The sequence below is a fragment of the Candidatus Micropelagos thuwalensis genome, from assembly GCF_000469155.1.
Lineage (GTDB): Bacteria > Pseudomonadota > Alphaproteobacteria > RS24 > RS24 > Micropelagius > Micropelagius thuwalensis.
Map to the genome: position 1 here is coordinate 70513 of NZ_AWXE01000004.1, position 15447 is coordinate 85959.

A 15447-nucleotide genomic window follows, 5' to 3' on the forward strand; every position below is an offset into this window, starting at 1 on the left:
ATTCATCATATTTATAAAATAGTTGCCTGAACCACCGCTTTCAGACGTTCAATGATAGAAAATGTATCTTCCGTAAAATCGCTATCAATCCACCAGCGTTCGACTTCTTGAGAAACACGCCCCATTTCCGGCCCTTCCGGTACACCGGCTGTTTTCATCATGTCGCCAGTGAGGGGAAAATCTGGCTTTTCCCAACTTGTCGCCATCGCAATCAATGCACGCCATTGCACGGCATTATTGATTTTTTCATCTAACGCCCACATCAGAAAACACCGGTCAATAAAGGCCTCGCGCCCTGAAACATAAAGCGCGCGGCGCATTTCACGTGCGGACATATAACAAACCGGATTGCAGGATGTATCGAGTGCGGCTCCCAAACGCTTTGTATGTTTTTTCGAAAGTCGTAATTTTTCCGATAATTGACCACTCACTGCCTTGCTATCAGGACACAGCGCCGCCAGCCGGAGTAAAGTATCCGCCTCAAAAAAATATGTTTCTTGAATATTTATCAGATTGGCAAGGCGCATACTCTGAATATCCATGGCAGGCGTAAAAGGAAAAATAAAGGGCAACAACCCCGCACCATCCATAAGCTCAAGCGCATGGGATGCGGTAACATGCGACAGAAGTTTGAAAAGTTCCTGCGCCAATCGCTCCCCCGAAAGCGCCGCTAGCCCATCTTTCTGATTTGCCGCACGGACACAAGCTGCCAAAGACTTTTCATCTGTCGCATGAGGCTGGAGTTGGGCGGAAAATCTGAAAAAACGTAAAACACGCAAATAATCCTCCGCAATGCGTGTGTCGGGGTCTCCGATAAATCTGACAACCCCAGCCTCAAGGTCAGCAAGGCCACTTGTGCCGGTTGCTTCTAACGGATCATAAATTTTGCCGTCACAATCGGCATATAGAGCATTAATCGTAAAGTCCCGCCGCGCCGCATCCGCCTGCCAATCTAAACCAAAGCGAACTTTCGCGTGTCGTCCGTCAGTTTCGATATCCTCTCGCAGTGTTGTGATTTCATAATTGCGCTCGTTAGCAACAACCGTCACTGTGCCATGCTCAATGCCTGTCGGGATCACCTTAAACCCGGCAGCCGATAGCTTATCTTGAACGTCTTCGGGGGGATGGGTTGTCGCCATATCAATATCTATATCCCCATCATTAAGGGCAGGCAACCCGCGTAAAGTATCGCGCACACAACCGCCAACGACTCTGACGGCATCATTTCCGAGAGTTTGCATAATTTTCTGCGTATCAGGCGCTCGCAACCACGGCGCCTTAGCTAGATCTTTTAAGAATTCTGAGACGGAACGCGTCATCATTCAGGAGTGACCTCTGATGTTTCTGGCTCCTGCTCTTTTGATGAATCAAGAGACTCAAAATGGCCAGGCACGAGTTCACCATTTTCTACACTTGGCGGTACATACACGCTTTCCGCCGGCGCATCAGATGCAAATCTGAAAAATAACAGTCCGGCAAGCATGCAAATAAAACCGGCAAGTGAGGCATAAGCCCAAATTTTCATTTCCGCTTGGTCGGGACGGGTGCCACGAAACCACCACAGCCATAATGCCAACATGATAAAGGGAAGGCTGAACAGAAATAGATTGAGTAATATAATTCTAATCATCAAACGCTCTTTCGCTCAAATTTCTCAGAATACCCGCCGTAACGCCCCAAATATGATGTTGCCCGTGAGACATGGAATAATAGGACCGAAGTTGACCATTCCAAACATCCTGTTTGATATTGTGGTTCTCTCGGTTCATCAAAAAGCTCAAGGGCACTTCAAAAACATCGGCAACCTCTTCTGTGTTTATTTTTAATTCAAAGCCGGGACGTACATATCCTACCACAGGAAGCACCATAAATCCTGATCCAGTTTCAAATGTCTGGAGATAACCTGCAATATCGATATATCCTGACGTGAGACCAATTTCCTCTTCCGTTTCGCGTAACACGGCATCCAAAGGCGACGGGTCAGTGTCATCGACCTTTCCGCCCGGAAATGCGACTTGCCCGGAATGTTTTTTCAGGTTTTCAGAACGTCTGGTCAAAATAACTCTCGGAGCTTCTTCATATTCAACCACGCCGATTAGCACCGTCGCCAAAGGCAAATCGCGGTTTTTGTGAAGCTCCTTCAAAACTGGATTAAGCTGAAAATCGCCACCTTGACCTCGACAACTGTACAACACTTTATCAGAAGGCAACTCAGGCGAAACAGCTTTGGCTATTTTTTGCCTGTAATCAAACTCAACCATAATCGGGTCCCAATTTATCAACGCGCGACATACTAAAAAATGCCCCCTCGCTCCACACACCAAAATAATCTACGCCATTCTCTTGGTTCGTCACCGCAAGATCAACAAGACGATAGAATACGGGGCGGGCAATTTTAGCGCGTAATTTTCCACGCACATGAACATAGGGGCTGGGTTGATCACCCTCAAACTCAAAGTAAATCGGTAATTTTGATCCGGCAAGGCAGACATCGCCGACATTGGTTGTGAAAGTAATTTTTTGAGTTGTTCCCTCGCCTGTCACATCCATTTGCGTGGCAATGAATGGCGCGTCTTCCACAGTAACAAGAATTTTTTCAACCGGTGTGACAAGGTAATATTGCTCGTCTTCGTCACGTCGCAAAATAGTTGAGAACAACCGGACAAGTTTGTCGCGACCAATAGGTGAGTCGCCATAAAACCAAGTTCCGTCGCGTTTAATACGCATGCCAATATCCCCGCAATAGGGGGGATCCCAATCCTCAACCGGCGGAAGGCTGGTATGCCCGGAGGCATGTCCGGCTTTTTCAGCACTTTTAATCACATTCTGAAGCGTGTTCTCAGTCATGGTCACCATTATATCAGCAATTTAAAAACTTGTTAGCGCTAAGCCCCTGGGCGCTTAGCTGGCGACTGAAACACTGCCTGATAGATCTGCTGCAATTCCCGACTTTATCTCATAAATCAGCAAGCGGTTTTCATCCACGGGACCTGGGCATTTCAAACCTGACGGGGCTATCACGAAACCTGACTGACCGTAATAAGACAAATCACCGACAAGCAAAACCAACCCATGTCCAAGCTTTTCAGCAACGCCAAGCGTGGTCGCTATTAGGCCACGCCCGACCCCCTTGCCCTGCCATTCAGAATTAACAACCAGCGGCCCAAGAAGTAGCGCAGGTGTCGCACCAATTTGAATTGGCCAATAGGCAATCCCACCAATCATTTCCTCACCCGAAATAGCGCAAAAATTCAATTCAGGAATTTGCTGATTGGTCTCACGCAATCTCTCAGCCATACGCACCACCCGACCCGGCCCTAAAATTCTAGATGTTAGGGATAATTTTTCATTTTCCAATTCAGATGGAGTTTGTTTAATTTCGAAAGCCATGAACGCGCCTTAAGCACCAAAAAGAAATCCAATATAGATTATATATGTTGCGAGAAATAATCCCCCAAAAACCCGACTTATGCCTTGCTGACAACTGAGAAGGAAAACTGTCAAACCGGAAACCCCAAGAAGCATCCAAATATCTATTAATAAGAAGTCAGGTGCAATCGCGATAGGATGCACCAATCCGGTAACACCTAAAATCAAAAGAATATTATAAATATTGCTCCCCACAATATTACCTACCGCCAGCGCTGCATGACCGCGCAATGCGGCAAGTATTGAAATTGCAAGTTCTGGCAGTGACGTTCCAATCGCGACGACCGTCAACCCGATAACGCCCTCTGAAACACCGAATTCCGTGGCAAGAATCACAGCACCTTTGACCAATAAATCCGCACCCCAGACAACTGCAATCGTCCCCAGCGCAAGTATAACGAGACAAACAAAGACACTTGCACCCGCCAGCGGGTTTTCAGAAACCTCTTGAGTGGCATCCTCATCACTACCCAGCCGATAAAGATAAACCGTGTAAAGCCCAATTACCCCAACCATGCCCACTGCAACCAAGCGGGTAATATCGCCGTAGAAAGCAACAAAACAGAAGCCCAATGTGACCAGCAACATAAATATGCCATCACGATTCAACTCTTTACCCTCTACAATAATTGGCTGAATCAAAGCCGAGATGCCAAGAACCAGCAACATGTTAGAAATATTACTGCCAATAATATTACCTACGGCAATATCTGGCTGACCTTGAAATGCTGCTTGAATAGACACGGTTAATTCAGGCGCCGACGTCCCAAAAGCAATAACCGTAAGACCTATAATGAGTGGTGGGACTTTGAGCCTGTCTGCCAGCGATACAGCACCAGAAACGAGTCCCTCGCCACCCCCGCCGAGAAGAACAAATCCACCAAGCACCAATAATATCGCTTCAAACATTGCCGATTGCGCCTGCTTCTAAAATTATCTTTCCAATGCGTATGCACCCTACATGCTATCGTTTTAAAGACCAATCACTATTGAAAAACAACCTTGAATTGCAAAAAATGACGCAGGCGTCATTTTTTAACTTGCGCTTATCACGAATTAGGCGTTATCCTCAAAAGAAAATTCAGGAGCATGATATGGAAAATCATAATCTCGAAGAAACGGAAATTACCGCCGACCTTGTTTATCAATCTGTAGACCCGTCTGACTTCAACGCTATGCTTGAAGTGGATCGTTATAATGACCGGACGACAGCTTTCGATAAAATCATTTCAGCAACGCATAATCATTTTTGGGATCCTATGGACACCAAATATATTGATTTTTCAGTGCCTTTCGATGTTGAGAATGAATATATGATAAACCCGGATCAGGATGTTGATCTTAGGGTCATTGGCGATTTACTGAACGAAAAAGATAAAATCAGATTGGTGAATATGAATGTTCACTGGTCGCTTTCCTCAATTCTCCACGGCGAACAAGGCGCTTTGAATCTGTCTTCAAGCCTCTGTCATATCCTGAAAGACCCAGGCGCGCAGGAATATGCCGCGAATCAAACACGCGAAGAAGCTAGGCATGTCGCCGGTTTCTCAAGATATATTCACGCCCGCTGGGGACAGCCTATGGTTGTCGGCCCCGCACTCGGTAACTTATTGAATGAACTTGTAAATTCCAAAGTTGTCTGGAAAAAACTCGTTGGCATGCAAATGCTTGTTGAAGGACTTGCCATGGGGGCTTTCGCCACCTTCTATCGTCAGGGTAATGACCCGCTTTTAACAAAGCTCATGCAACTTGTCATGACGGATGAGGCATTCCACCATAAATTTGGTAAAATTTGGGCTGATAGAACCATCCCTAATATTTCACCGGAAGAAAGAGACAAAATAGAAGACTGGTCGTGGGAGGTTTTCCATGTCCTTCTCTATAATCTTTCCAGCCCAGAGCAGAAAAAGCCCACATATGAAGCGCTAGGTCTCGACTGGAAAATGGTTCAGGAAAGGTTTATTGACGCTTTGACCAATGATGAAATCAGACGGCGCATGTCAGATAATGACAATATTTTCCGTGTGCTTGTCAAAACGCTTTTCAATGCCGGTATCATCACGGATCGCACAGCCTCTAAATATGCACCTTTTGTGGATTTATCTGAACTGGAAGCCGAAGGCACGTCCATGGTCGGAGATGAAATAGCCGAAGAAGGCATCAAATATCTTATGGCTATTAACGGAGATGACGGACCCGTCTTCAACTTTAGCCAAACAGCTGCAGAGTAAGACGGATATCCTCCGAGCCTTTTTGACGCAGGTTTTTTATAATTTTAAATGATAGGCTACATGCTTGTCATATATGCACGTTGTCTGCCATTATTTTGGACATTATACGATGGCGTGTAAAGCTAAGTACGGGAGGTAAATTTATGAGTAACCTTGAAAAATTCAGAGATGAAACTAGAGCTTGGCTTGAAGAAAATTGTCCTGCCTCTATGCGCACACCTATGCCTGATTTTGCTAGTGGAGGGGATGAACAACCTTGGGGCGGTCGTAACGCTTCTTATCCCAATCCAGACACTAAGGTTTGGATGGATAGAATGGCCGAAAAAGGATGGACAGCACCAACATGGCCTGTTGAATATGGCGGTGGTGGCCTAACCAAAGAGGAAAATAAAATCCTCCAACAAGAGCTAAGGCGCATTGATGCTCGTCCATGTTTGCTGAGTTTTGGTATCTGGATGCTTGGTCCTGCTTTATTAGAATTTGCTTCAGAGGAACAGAAACAAAAATACCTTCCGCCCATCGTGCGCGGCGAAATCCGTTGGTGTCAGGGGTATTCTGAGCCGGGTTCGGGTTCAGATCTTGCTGGCCTTCAAACAAAGGCAGAAGATATGGGCGATCATTATCTCGTTAATGGTCAAAAAGTATGGACGAGTTACGCTAATAAAGCCGATTGGATTTTTTGCCTCGTGCGAACTGATACTAGCGTCAAACATGATGGCATTTCATTTTTATTGATTGATATGGAAACTGAAGGTGTTGAAGCCAGACCAATTAAACTCATCTCCGGCAGTTCACCATTCTGTGAGACCTTCTTGACAGATGTTAAAGTACCAAAAGAAAACTTAGTCGGGGAGTTGAATAAGGGATGGACTATCGCCAAGCGTCTGCTGGAGCACGAAAGAGCTATGATTTCAGAAATGAATATGGGCGCTGGCGAGGCCTCACTTGGCGGCATGGAGGAACTGGCAAAAGAAGTCTTTGGCGAGTTAGACGGCATGATTGCCCACCCGACCCTCCGCGACACGGTTACTAGACACAAAATGGATGAAGAGGCATTCGGCCTAACCCTCCGCCGTACAGGTGAATTGGCTAAAGCTGGTCATGGTATTGGGGCTGAAGCCTCTATTTTTAAGTATTACGGCTCAGAGATGAATAAGCGTCGTTTTGAAATACTACTTGAGCTTCTCGGAACCGATGCACTTACCACTGAAGGCGAAGGTCATAATCAAGACGTGATGAGCATTTCGCCACAATGGCTGCGTTCAAAAGGGAACTCTATTGAGGGCGGCACGACAGAAGTACAGCTTAACATTATCGCCAAGCGGGTGCTTGATCTTCCTGAAGGGGGTCAGGCCTAATGACAACCGCGAACACCGAACAACCCAAAACAGACTTCATCCTTAGTGAAGAACAAACAATGTTGCGCGACACAGCAAAACAGTTTTTCTCCGAGCAAGTGCCAATTAGTAATCTGCGTAAACTTCGCGATGAGGAGAGCGTAGACGGCATTGACCGCGAGGTCTGGAAACAAGCAGCAGAGTTAGGTTTGGCGGGTATTCTTATTCCCGAAGCCTATGGTGGAACGGATTTTGGCGTCACTGGTATGGGTCTGGTAATGGAGGAAGCTGGGCGAACTCTTGCATCTACCCCACTTTTTTCCAGTTCGATTTTATCAACACTTATTCTGCTTGAAGCAGCTTCAGAAAATCAGAAACAAGCCATTCTTCCAGCTATTGCTGCAGGTGAAATGATTGTCGCGGTAGCCCTTGAAGAGTCAGGCCATCATAACCCTGCAGCTGTTTCGATGAGTGCCGAGAAAAAAGACGGTGGTTTTGTTCTCAACGGGCGCAAAACCTTTGTGCTCGATGGTCATATTGCTAATAAATTGATTATCGTGGCACGCAGTAGTGGTCAAAAAGGCGATATAAATGGCCTCTCCCTTTGTCTGGTCGATGCCGACGCAGAGGGCTTGAAAGTTTCACGCTCCAAAATGGTCGACTCCAGAAATAGTTCTGAAGTCACCTGTGAAAACCTTACTGTCTCTGACGATATGGTTATTGGCACGATTGATGATGGTGCCGCACCTCTTGAGCGCGCGCTGGATCAAGCCCGCATACTGTTGTCTGCTGAAATCTTGGGTGGCGTCAATGAAGTTTTTGAACGCACGCTTGAATATCTCAAAGAACGCAAACAATTTGGTGTGCCGATTGGGAGTTTTCAGGCTCTACGCCATCGCGCATCAGCCATGTTTAGTGAAATCGAAATTTGCAAAGCGGTTGTAACTTTTGCACTTTCCCAAAGTGATAAAAAAAGCAATCAGATTGCCCGTCTGGCAAGCTTAACAAAAGCGCGCCTCGGAGAAGCGTCAACTTTAGTAACGAATGAAGGTCTGCAAATGCATGGTGGGATTGGCATGACGGATGATGTTGATATCGGCCTATTTATGAAAAGAGCGCGCGTTCAGTTACAGCTTTTAGGAGACCCGCGCTTTCACCGTGAGCGGTATGCCCGCCTCAATGGTTACTAGACTTTGACTTGTATATCCAGTTATTGAGGTAGACTTTCCAAAAGCCCACCAAACCTATAAATCCATATATCCTGTACAGATAGGGCAATTTGCCCCTTTTGTGTCGTTGATGTCAGTGGTATAAAGCAATTTCAAATACAAATATCGGGGTAAATTTATGTCTGATGAGAATGAAGAACGTGAACGCATAACTGTTTTAGCCAAGGATTTCACCCCTGCTGCTATGGAATTCCACAGAAGCCACATGGCTGAAAAAGGCTATCGTATGGAAGGCAGTATTGTTCAAAGGCGTTTTCAGATGCTTGAGGGCCTGCAAGAGCCTCATGATCTTTTCGAGGGAGAGCCCTTTTACGCCGTGACATTTGTGCGCGATAGAGACTAACCCAGAAACCCAAACTGCGGCATAAAGACTGTTATCGATATCTTACTTGCCCGTCACAGTTACAGCATTTACTTTAACAAAAAAATTTAACGTAAAAGTTTTGGTATAATGAACTACGACAGATATTTTAATAGAGCCTTAGAAGCACTTCACGAAGAAGGGCGATATAGGATTTTTACAGACCTCGCCCGTCAAGTTGGACGTTTTCCTAAGGCTCTGGATTATTCTCATAATCCGCCTCGTGAAATAACCGTCTGGTGTTCAAATGACTATCTTGGCATGGGCCAAAATCAGCATGTTACCACAGCCATGAAACATGCCATTGAAACCTTGGGTGCAGGTGCAGGCGGCACACGCAATATCTCTGGCACACATCACCTCATCATCGAACTTGAGACAGAACTTGCCGACCTCCACAATAAAGAAGGCGCACTTGTTTTCACATCTGGCTATGTATCCAATGAAGCTACTATTTCAACGCTTGGCCGTGTCCTTCCGGACTGCCTGATACTTTCTGATGAACTAAACCACGCATCCATGATTGCCGGTGTGAAGAACTCCGGCGCGACCAAGCGCATCTGGCGCCACAATGATTTGGAACATCTTGAGCAGTTGCTGAAAGAGGCTGGTGAGTTACGTCCAAAACTTATTGCCTTTGAAAGCGTCTATTCCATGGATGGCGATATTGCCCCAATCAAGGAAATCTGTGACCTTGCAGAGCGTTATAACGCCCTCACTTATCTAGATGAGGTTCATGCTGTTGGTATGTATGGCAAACGGGGCGGCGGCATTGCCGACCAGTTAGAGCTAATGGAGCGGGTCGATATTATCGAAGGTACGCTTGCGAAAGCTTTTGGTATTATGGGTGGATATGTAACCGCGAGTTCCACTATAATTGACACAATACGCTCCTATGCCCCAGGCTTTATCTTCACCACCTCATTGCCTCCAGCCATTGCCGCCGGGGCAACCGCGAGTATTCGTCACCTCAAAACAGCCAATGATTTGAGAGAAAAACATCAGGAACAAGTCGCTAAGCTTAAAGCCAAACTTACAGAAGCGAAATTGCCGATTTTACCAACGGAAACCCATATTGTGCCACTTATGGTTTGCGACCCCGTACTATGTAAAGCCGCTTCTGATCGTCTTATGGAAAAGCATGGTATTTACATTCAGCCAATCAATTACCCGACGGTTACTAGAGGCACTGAACGCCTAAGGATTACTCCGTCGCCTCTGCATGATGACGCTATGATTGACGAGTTGGTAAATGCAGTAACCGAAGTCTGGGAAGCGTTGGATATTGCGTCTTTGACCAAGGGGCGTCTGGCTGAAGCTATTTGAGTAAATGTTACCTGATACGCATCCTGATGTCGCCTATGGAAAAACCGGACTATTGCTGGTCAATCTCGGTACACCCGACAGCCCCGACACAAAAGGACTGCGCCCTTATCTCAAGCAATTTCTCAGCGATAAGCGTGTTATTGAAGCCCCGTCTATCATCTGGCAGCCAATTTTACGTGGCATAATTTTAAACACGCGCCCGCGTAAATCTGCACGCGCATATGCAAAAATCTGGGACTCCGAAACACATGAAAGCCCCTTAAGACGATATACACGCGAACAAGCCGAAGGCATCAGCAAGCTGTATAAAAAAGAAAAATCGATGTGCAGGTTACCTGGGCAATGCGTTATGGAAATCCATCAATTGCCGAAGGCCTTGAGAGCCTCCGCGCTGACGGTTGCACTCAAATTTCTGTGATATCGCTTTATCCGCAATATAGCGCCAGCACGACTGCCAGCGTGAATGACGAGGTTTTCCGTTGTCTGCTTAAGATGCGCTGGCAACCCGCTTTACGAACTGCCGGCCCTTGGCATGACCACCCGTCCTATATTGATGCTTTGACGAAATCGGTCAAAAAGCACATCTCGAAGTTAGATTGGAAACCTGATTATCTTATCGCTTCCTTTCACGGCCTTCCCGTTGCCTATTTTGAGAAAGGTGATCCCTATCATTGCCATTGCGCCAAAACCGCCCGTCTATTGCGTGAAAAACTCGGCATGAGTGAGGATAATTTCAAGCTGACATTCCAATCGCGATTTGGCCCTTCAAAATGGCTTGAACCTTATACCGAAACGACCCTTCGTGAACTTGGTGAAGCAGGTTATAAAAATATTGCCGTTATTACGCCAGGATTTATCTCTGACTGTGTTGAAACACTCGAAGAAATTGCTATTGAGGCACGCGAAACTTTTATTGAGGCGGGTGGTGAAAACTTTACAACCGTCCCATGTCTCAATAGTTCACCAGAAAGTGTTAAACTTTTAGCTCAATTAGCACATGCTGAACTTGCGGGATGGATTGCCTAATTAAATTTACCCGACTTGTATTTCCTCATTGTTCACGGTAATGGAATAAATATGAAAGATTATTGGTACCCGCTGCTTACATTACCCGTTACCCAGAAAGAAATTTTGCTTCTTATACTGGCTGTATTACTCATGGGCCTATTTCGAAGACCAAGTAATCCGTTATTAGCGGCTTTAATAGCAGTTTCCTTCACCTTGATAGCCAAATCGATTTTATTTAATTTGAGACCTGACGGGGATCTTCAAACCCTTGATATGCTGTCTTTTTTGCTTTCCGTCTCACTTGGAGAAATACTTTCACGCTATCTTGTGTTGTTACTCGGCGTTATTATTTTTCGTAGGCTCGTTAAGCAATTCCTCCCTCGCAAATTTTTTTCAAGAAATTAATTGGACTTTTACTATAGGTGATCTAACTCTATTGTGGGTGCGCCTAACTAAAAGCGGCTTGATGGCATCCTTCCGCTCTTTAAGCACTCCCAAATATTGGGGGCACGGAGAATACAATGAATACTGGTATCGTTAAATGGTTCAACACCGTCAAGGGTTATGGCTTTATCACACCCGATGATGGGACACCTGATGCTTTTGTGCATATTACTGCAGTACAAGAATCTGGATTACGTCTGATTGTTGAGGGCCAAAGATTAAAATACCAAATGATCGAGAGTAAAAACGGCAAACTTGCCGCAGGAAATCTCGAACTTGTCGGGGAAGAACAAGAGGCTGTTTAGTTTAGAGCTAAACCTGTTTATTTTGTCTCTATAATAAATATGATACAATCTCATTAAATATGAGGTTGTGTCATTTCCCTTTATCCTACAGAAGAACAGGTCAACGCCTTAAAGGCAGGTAACAGCAACGATAAAGTTGTAATGCTAAATCTGCTTTTATTTAAAAACCAAGCATCCTATGCAGAATACGGAAAGCGTGTAGAGGCCATCTTGCCTGATTATGATGGGCAAATTTTGTTTAGAGGCGCTGTACGAAGCGTATTCATCGGTGAAAATGTTCCAAAATTCTAGGCAGTCCTACTTGTTGAATATGCCAATCATACCAAATTTCTTATAATGACAAGTTCAGACGCATATTTAAGCTTTCACCATTTTCGGGAAGAAGGTCTCGAAAGCCAATGGCTCTTATCCCTCTCCCCTTTCTAATCACACCACGCTTCATAGATATAAACTTATAGACATTATGAAAAAAATTGAGATTTACACGACGAATACATGCCCCTTCTGTTTTGCAGCAAAAGACCTTTTGACCAAGAAAAACTTAGCCTTTACTGAAGTGGATTTATCCGGCGATGCCCCTGGCCGTGCAGCACTTAAAGACCGGCTAAATGGGCTAACCTCAGTGCCTCAAATTTTCATCGGCGAGGCACATATTGGTGGTTGTGATGACCTTTATGCGCTTGAAAATACAGGCGAATTGGACACACTCCTCTCTGAGTGAATTTGCTACATTATTTGACAGATAATTCCGTATATCTGTTGACCTGAACATTTAATAGCAGTCCCATACCAAACATCACAGTCATCATGGATGTCCCGCCATAAGACATTAGCGGCAACGGCACGCCCACAACCGGAAGCAACCCTATAACCATCGCAACATTCACAAACAAATAGATAAAAAACGAAACACTAATACTCATTGCCAAGATACGGGCAAAAGCACTACGAGCTTGAGTGGCGATAAGATAACCCATCAGCAAGATTATCAAATACATCACCAACAAAATTAAGGCTCCGTAAAGCCCCATTTCTTCTGCATACATCGTGAAGATAAAATCCGTATGCTTTTCCGGCAGAAAATTTAGATTACTTTGCGTGCCCTGCATGAAACCTTTGCCGGTTAGTCCACCTGAGCCGATGGCAATTTTGGACTGAAGAATGTGATACCCGGAACCGAGCGGATCTGTATTGGGGTCAAGAAACGTCAAAACCCGTTTCTTCTGATAATCCAGCAACATATTCCATGTTATCCAGCCTGCTGGTATGAGGGCTAATCCACCGGCGAAAAAATAACGCCAACTTAAACCAGCAAGGAAAAGAACACTCACCCCGGTCAAAGAAAAGAGAACAGATGTGCCAAGATCAGGTTGTTTGAAAATAAGAAATGCAGGAACAATAATCATCAAAAGCGGCAATGCCAGCCATTGTGGGCGGGATATATGTTCAAATGGTAGATTATGATAATAACGCGCCAGTGCCAGCATCAGGCCCACACGCATAGGCTCGGATGGTTGAATCGTCACCAATCCCAAATCCAGCCATCTTTTTGCACCCATCATCTGGTCACCCAAAAATTCAACCGATAACAGAGCGAGTAAACCAATCACATAAACAAAATAGGCTATGCGAAACCAAAACTTAATATCAAGAATCGCTACGGTAATCATAAAGGCCAGCCCAACAATCAGACGGATCAAATGACGGATTGACCAAGGCTCAAAGCCATCTGCAACCGAATATAACATCATCACCCCAATCAAGCTGATAGAGGTAATAAGAGCCACAAGGAGCCAATTTAACGATGCCAAACGCCCTTGAAACGAATTAAGCCGCGGAGAAAGAAACTGACTCATGCTGTACCCGCCGTATTTTTTTTCGTCTTATTGAACTTAGCGCCGCTCGCGGTTTTGATTTTGAGCGGCTGGCGATCACGTTCCAGAGCCATTTTTAAGAGTTTCTGTGCGATTGGAGCCGCAACTTTTGACCCACTCCCACCATGCTCAACAACTACGGCGACAGAATATTTTGGATTTTTAACAGGCGCAAAACCTATAAAGAGAGCATGGTCACGCAAATGCCAATCAAGCTCCTCATTTGGAATAATGCCCGACTCGCGCTCATCCTTACTAATTCGGCGTACTTGAACCGTACCCGTTTTACCTGCAGATGCAACACCACTGAGATTAAAACGAGATCCGAAAGCCGTACCATCCGGATCATTCACAACACTCGTCATGGCTTTATGCATTAATTTGAGATGCGCCGGATCAACTTGAATGTCATTATTTTCGGCCCCATTGGCATCAACTGAAACAAGGTCATCATTGGTATTAGAAGCATTTTGAGGATTCATCAAAAGCTGAGGCGTGACGGCCTTACCACCATTGGCGAGGCGCGCAGTCATAACCGCAAGCTGAATTGGCGTAACCAGCATATAACCCTGCCCGATACCAGCAATAAGAGTTTCACCTGTTTGCCATGCAGCATCCAGATTGGCGCGCTTCCAGTCTCGGCCAGGAATAAGACCTTTTTTCTCCCCAAATGCCCCAGGAATAGACGGCCTACCCAGCCCAAACTTCTTGGCAACCCTTTCAATCGGATCAATGCCGAGGCGTCGCGCTAATTCATAGAAATAAACATCACAGGAATTTGTGATGGCATCATGCATGTTCATAGGACCATGCCCTTCATGCTCCCAACAATGGAACGTATCGCCGCCAAGCTCATATTGACCTTCACAGACAATCTTTTCTTCTGGGGTAATAACTTTCTCTTCCAACCCAGCTATAGCGATAAGCATCTTGACCGTCGAACCGGGCGCATACTGGCCCGCAATCGCCTTATTGATAAGAGGTTTTCGCTGATCATCCAGCAAGCCATCCCATTCTTTTTGGCTGAGACCTACTGTAAATTGATTAGGGTTGAATGTCGGCGCAGAAGCAATAGTCAAAACTTCACCGCTATTCACATCCATCATAACAACAGAACCGCTTTGCTCACCCAGTAAGCTAATAGCTTCGTTTTGCAGAGCGCTATCCATAGACATCGTCAAATCTGCGCCTTGGATTCCTGGGTTGCGCGCCAGTTCCCGGATGACACGACCAACATTATTAACCTCAACACGACGACTGCCTGCCGAACCACGAAGCTTGTCATCAAATTGTTTTTCAACACCACTTTTACCGATCCGGAAGCCGGGCACTTTAAGCAGTGGATCATCTCTCCGCAGATCACGCCCATCAGGTCGCCCAACATAGCCGACCATATGTGAAAAAATATCGTCTTGAGGATAATACCGAAGTTTACCAACTTGTGGCTCCACGCCGGGCAGGTGAGGCAGATTTAGGTTAATAGCAGCGAATTGCTCCCATTCGAGATTCTCAGCTACTGTAAATGGAACGAACCCTCGGCTTCTAGGAATATCCCTTAATAAACGCTTGCGGCGCGACGGTGAAATAGGCACCAACTTCTCAAGGACCCGCAAAGTTTCAATCGGGTCTTTGGTTTGCTCGGGAATCATGACCACTTGAAAATTGGGACGGTTGGTTGCAATTTCTTGACCGTAGCGATCAAGAATTCTGCCGCGCAAGGGCGCGATAAGACCAATATTGACACGGTTATTTTCTGCCAGAATGCCATATTGGTCCGCCTGAGTTACCTGCAAATATTGCAAACGAGCTGCCAACAGACCAAATAGGCCAAGTTGACCTACTCCCAAAATCATGGCGCGGCGGGAAAATATCTGAGTATCTGGTTCGTAAGAATACATGCCGC

General features: G+C 45.6%; 16 protein-coding genes and 1 pseudogene. 9 read left to right on the top strand and 8 right to left on the bottom strand.

Annotated elements, in window-relative coordinates; translation table 11 throughout:
• Window positions 1-11: 11 nt before the first annotated feature.
• From RS24_RS04965 to RS24_RS04990, 6 genes are read right to left on the bottom strand one after another with little or no spacing between them, the layout of a single operon-like run.
• A complete protein-coding gene (locus RS24_RS04965; RefSeq protein ID WP_021777092.1) occupies window positions 12-1322 on the bottom strand; it encodes a CCA tRNA nucleotidyltransferase in 1311 nt (436 codons plus the stop codon).
• Entirely contained in the window at window positions 1319-1630 is a 312-nt protein-coding gene (locus tag RS24_RS04970; protein ID WP_021777093.1) for a DUF6111 family protein, read from the bottom strand. The genes RS24_RS04965 and RS24_RS04970 overlap by 4 nt, the downstream gene beginning before the upstream one ends.
• On the bottom strand, window positions 1623-2261 hold the full coding sequence (locus RS24_RS04975) for a CoA pyrophosphatase (protein WP_021777094.1): 639 nt from the start codon (window positions 2259-2261) through the stop codon (window positions 1623-1625). Before RS24_RS04975 ends, RS24_RS04970 begins: the two co-directional genes overlap by 8 nt.
• Window positions 2254-2847 carry a DUF1285 domain-containing protein gene (locus tag RS24_RS04980; RefSeq protein ID WP_038300838.1) on the bottom strand — a complete coding sequence of 198 codons (594 nt, stop codon included), beginning with the start codon at window positions 2845-2847 and terminating at the stop codon, window positions 2254-2256. The genes RS24_RS04975 and RS24_RS04980 overlap by 8 nt, the downstream gene beginning before the upstream one ends.
• 54 nt (window positions 2848-2901) lie before the next feature.
• Window positions 2902-3390, bottom strand: a complete 489-nt coding sequence (locus RS24_RS04985; protein ID WP_021777096.1) for a GNAT family N-acetyltransferase — start codon at window positions 3388-3390, stop codon at window positions 2902-2904.
• A gap of 9 nt (window positions 3391-3399) precedes the next feature.
• Complete coding sequence (locus tag RS24_RS04990; protein WP_021777097.1) at window positions 3400-4338, bottom strand: calcium/sodium antiporter; 939 nt, start codon at window positions 4336-4338, stop codon at window positions 3400-3402.
• Window positions 4339-4523: 185 nt separating this feature from the next.
• On the opposite strand from RS24_RS04990, the gene RS24_RS04995 reads away from it, so the two are divergent.
• From RS24_RS04995 to grxC, 9 genes and pseudogenes are all read left to right on the top strand, one after another.
• Window positions 4524-5660, top strand: a complete 1137-nt coding sequence (locus tag RS24_RS04995) for a ferritin-like domain-containing protein (RefSeq protein ID WP_021777098.1) — start codon at window positions 4524-4526, stop codon at window positions 5658-5660.
• Window positions 5661-5803: 143 nt separating this feature from the next.
• The gene (locus tag RS24_RS05000; protein WP_021777099.1) at window positions 5804-7018 is read left to right on the top strand and encodes an acyl-CoA dehydrogenase family protein; all 1215 of its coding nucleotides are present in this window, start codon (window positions 5804-5806) and stop codon (window positions 7016-7018) included.
• Window positions 7018-8187 carry an acyl-CoA dehydrogenase family protein gene (locus tag RS24_RS05005; protein ID WP_021777100.1) on the top strand — a complete coding sequence of 390 codons (1170 nt, stop codon included), beginning with the start codon at window positions 7018-7020 and terminating at the stop codon, window positions 8185-8187. Before RS24_RS05000 ends, RS24_RS05005 begins: the two co-directional genes overlap by 1 nt.
• 157 nt (window positions 8188-8344) lie before the next feature.
• Window positions 8345-8569, top strand: coding sequence for a hypothetical protein (locus RS24_RS05010; RefSeq protein WP_021777101.1), 225 nt, complete (start codon window positions 8345-8347; stop codon window positions 8567-8569).
• A 108-nt stretch (window positions 8570-8677) separates the two neighbouring features.
• Entirely contained in the window at window positions 8678-9913 is a 1236-nt protein-coding gene (gene hemA / locus RS24_RS05015) for a 5-aminolevulinate synthase (protein ID WP_021777102.1), read from the top strand.
• A 4-nt stretch (window positions 9914-9917) separates the two neighbouring features.
• Window positions 9918-10939, top strand: a pseudogene (gene hemH / locus RS24_RS05020) (ferrochelatase).
• Window positions 10940-11442: 503 nt separating this feature from the next.
• Window positions 11443-11670: a cold-shock protein gene (locus tag RS24_RS05030; RefSeq protein ID WP_021777105.1), complete on the top strand. Its 228-nt coding sequence runs from the start codon at window positions 11443-11445 to the stop codon at window positions 11668-11670.
• Between the two features lie 141 nt (window positions 11671-11811).
• Window positions 11812-11961 carry a hypothetical protein gene (locus tag RS24_RS09960; RefSeq protein ID WP_157833784.1) on the top strand — a complete coding sequence of 50 codons (150 nt, stop codon included), beginning with the start codon at window positions 11812-11814 and terminating at the stop codon, window positions 11959-11961.
• A 172-nt stretch (window positions 11962-12133) separates the two neighbouring features.
• Window positions 12134-12391 carry a glutaredoxin 3 gene (gene grxC / locus RS24_RS05035; protein WP_021777106.1) on the top strand — a complete coding sequence of 86 codons (258 nt, stop codon included), beginning with the start codon at window positions 12134-12136 and terminating at the stop codon, window positions 12389-12391.
• 10 nt (window positions 12392-12401) lie between these two features.
• Here the strand turns inward: grxC and rodA are convergent, their stop codons facing one another.
• Together rodA and mrdA are read right to left on the bottom strand one after the other, a co-directional pair.
• Window positions 12402-13526 carry a rod shape-determining protein RodA gene (gene rodA, locus RS24_RS05040; RefSeq protein WP_021777107.1) on the bottom strand — a complete coding sequence of 375 codons (1125 nt, stop codon included), beginning with the start codon at window positions 13524-13526 and terminating at the stop codon, window positions 12402-12404.
• Window positions 13523-15442 carry a penicillin-binding protein 2 gene (mrdA, locus tag RS24_RS05045; protein ID WP_021777108.1) on the bottom strand — a complete coding sequence of 640 codons (1920 nt, stop codon included), beginning with the start codon at window positions 15440-15442 and terminating at the stop codon, window positions 13523-13525. Before mrdA ends, rodA begins: the two co-directional genes overlap by 4 nt.
• Window positions 15443-15447 lie beyond the last annotated feature (5 nt).

What these genes read in the sequence shown, in the direction of transcription:
- RS24_RS04965 (WP_021777092.1), bottom strand. Translation starts at nt 1,322, where the DNA reads ATGATGACGCGTTCCGTCTCAGAATTCTTAAAAGATCTAGCTAAGGCG.
- RS24_RS04970 (WP_021777093.1), bottom strand. Translation starts at nt 1,630, where the DNA reads ATGATTAGAATTATATTACTCAATCTATTTCTGTTCAGCCTTCCCTTT.
- RS24_RS04975 (WP_021777094.1), bottom strand. Translation starts at nt 2,261, where the DNA reads ATGGTTGAGTTTGATTACAGGCAAAAAATAGCCAAAGCTGTTTCGCCT.
- RS24_RS04980 (WP_038300838.1), bottom strand. Translation starts at nt 2,847, where the DNA reads ATGACTGAGAACACGCTTCAGAATGTGATTAAAAGTGCTGAAAAAGCC.
- RS24_RS04985 (WP_021777096.1), bottom strand. Translation starts at nt 3,390, where the DNA reads ATGGCTTTCGAAATTAAACAAACTCCATCTGAATTGGAAAATGAAAAA.
- RS24_RS04990 (WP_021777097.1), bottom strand. Translation starts at nt 4,338, where the DNA reads ATGTTTGAAGCGATATTATTGGTGCTTGGTGGATTTGTTCTTCTCGGC.
- RS24_RS04995 (WP_021777098.1), top strand. Translation starts at nt 4,524, where the DNA reads ATGGAAAATCATAATCTCGAAGAAACGGAAATTACCGCCGACCTTGTT.
- RS24_RS05000 (WP_021777099.1), top strand. Translation starts at nt 5,804, where the DNA reads ATGAGTAACCTTGAAAAATTCAGAGATGAAACTAGAGCTTGGCTTGAA.
- RS24_RS05005 (WP_021777100.1), top strand. Translation starts at nt 7,018, where the DNA reads ATGACAACCGCGAACACCGAACAACCCAAAACAGACTTCATCCTTAGT.
- RS24_RS05010 (WP_021777101.1), top strand. Translation starts at nt 8,345, where the DNA reads ATGTCTGATGAGAATGAAGAACGTGAACGCATAACTGTTTTAGCCAAG.
- hemA (WP_021777102.1), top strand. Translation starts at nt 8,678, where the DNA reads ATGAACTACGACAGATATTTTAATAGAGCCTTAGAAGCACTTCACGAA.
- RS24_RS05030 (WP_021777105.1), top strand. Translation starts at nt 11,443, where the DNA reads ATGAATACTGGTATCGTTAAATGGTTCAACACCGTCAAGGGTTATGGC.
- RS24_RS09960 (WP_157833784.1), top strand. Translation starts at nt 11,812, where the DNA reads ATGCTAAATCTGCTTTTATTTAAAAACCAAGCATCCTATGCAGAATAC.
- grxC (WP_021777106.1), top strand. Translation starts at nt 12,134, where the DNA reads ATGAAAAAAATTGAGATTTACACGACGAATACATGCCCCTTCTGTTTT.
- rodA (WP_021777107.1), bottom strand. Translation starts at nt 13,526, where the DNA reads ATGAGTCAGTTTCTTTCTCCGCGGCTTAATTCGTTTCAAGGGCGTTTG.
- mrdA (WP_021777108.1), bottom strand. Translation starts at nt 15,442, where the DNA reads ATGTATTCTTACGAACCAGATACTCAGATATTTTCCCGCCGCGCCATG.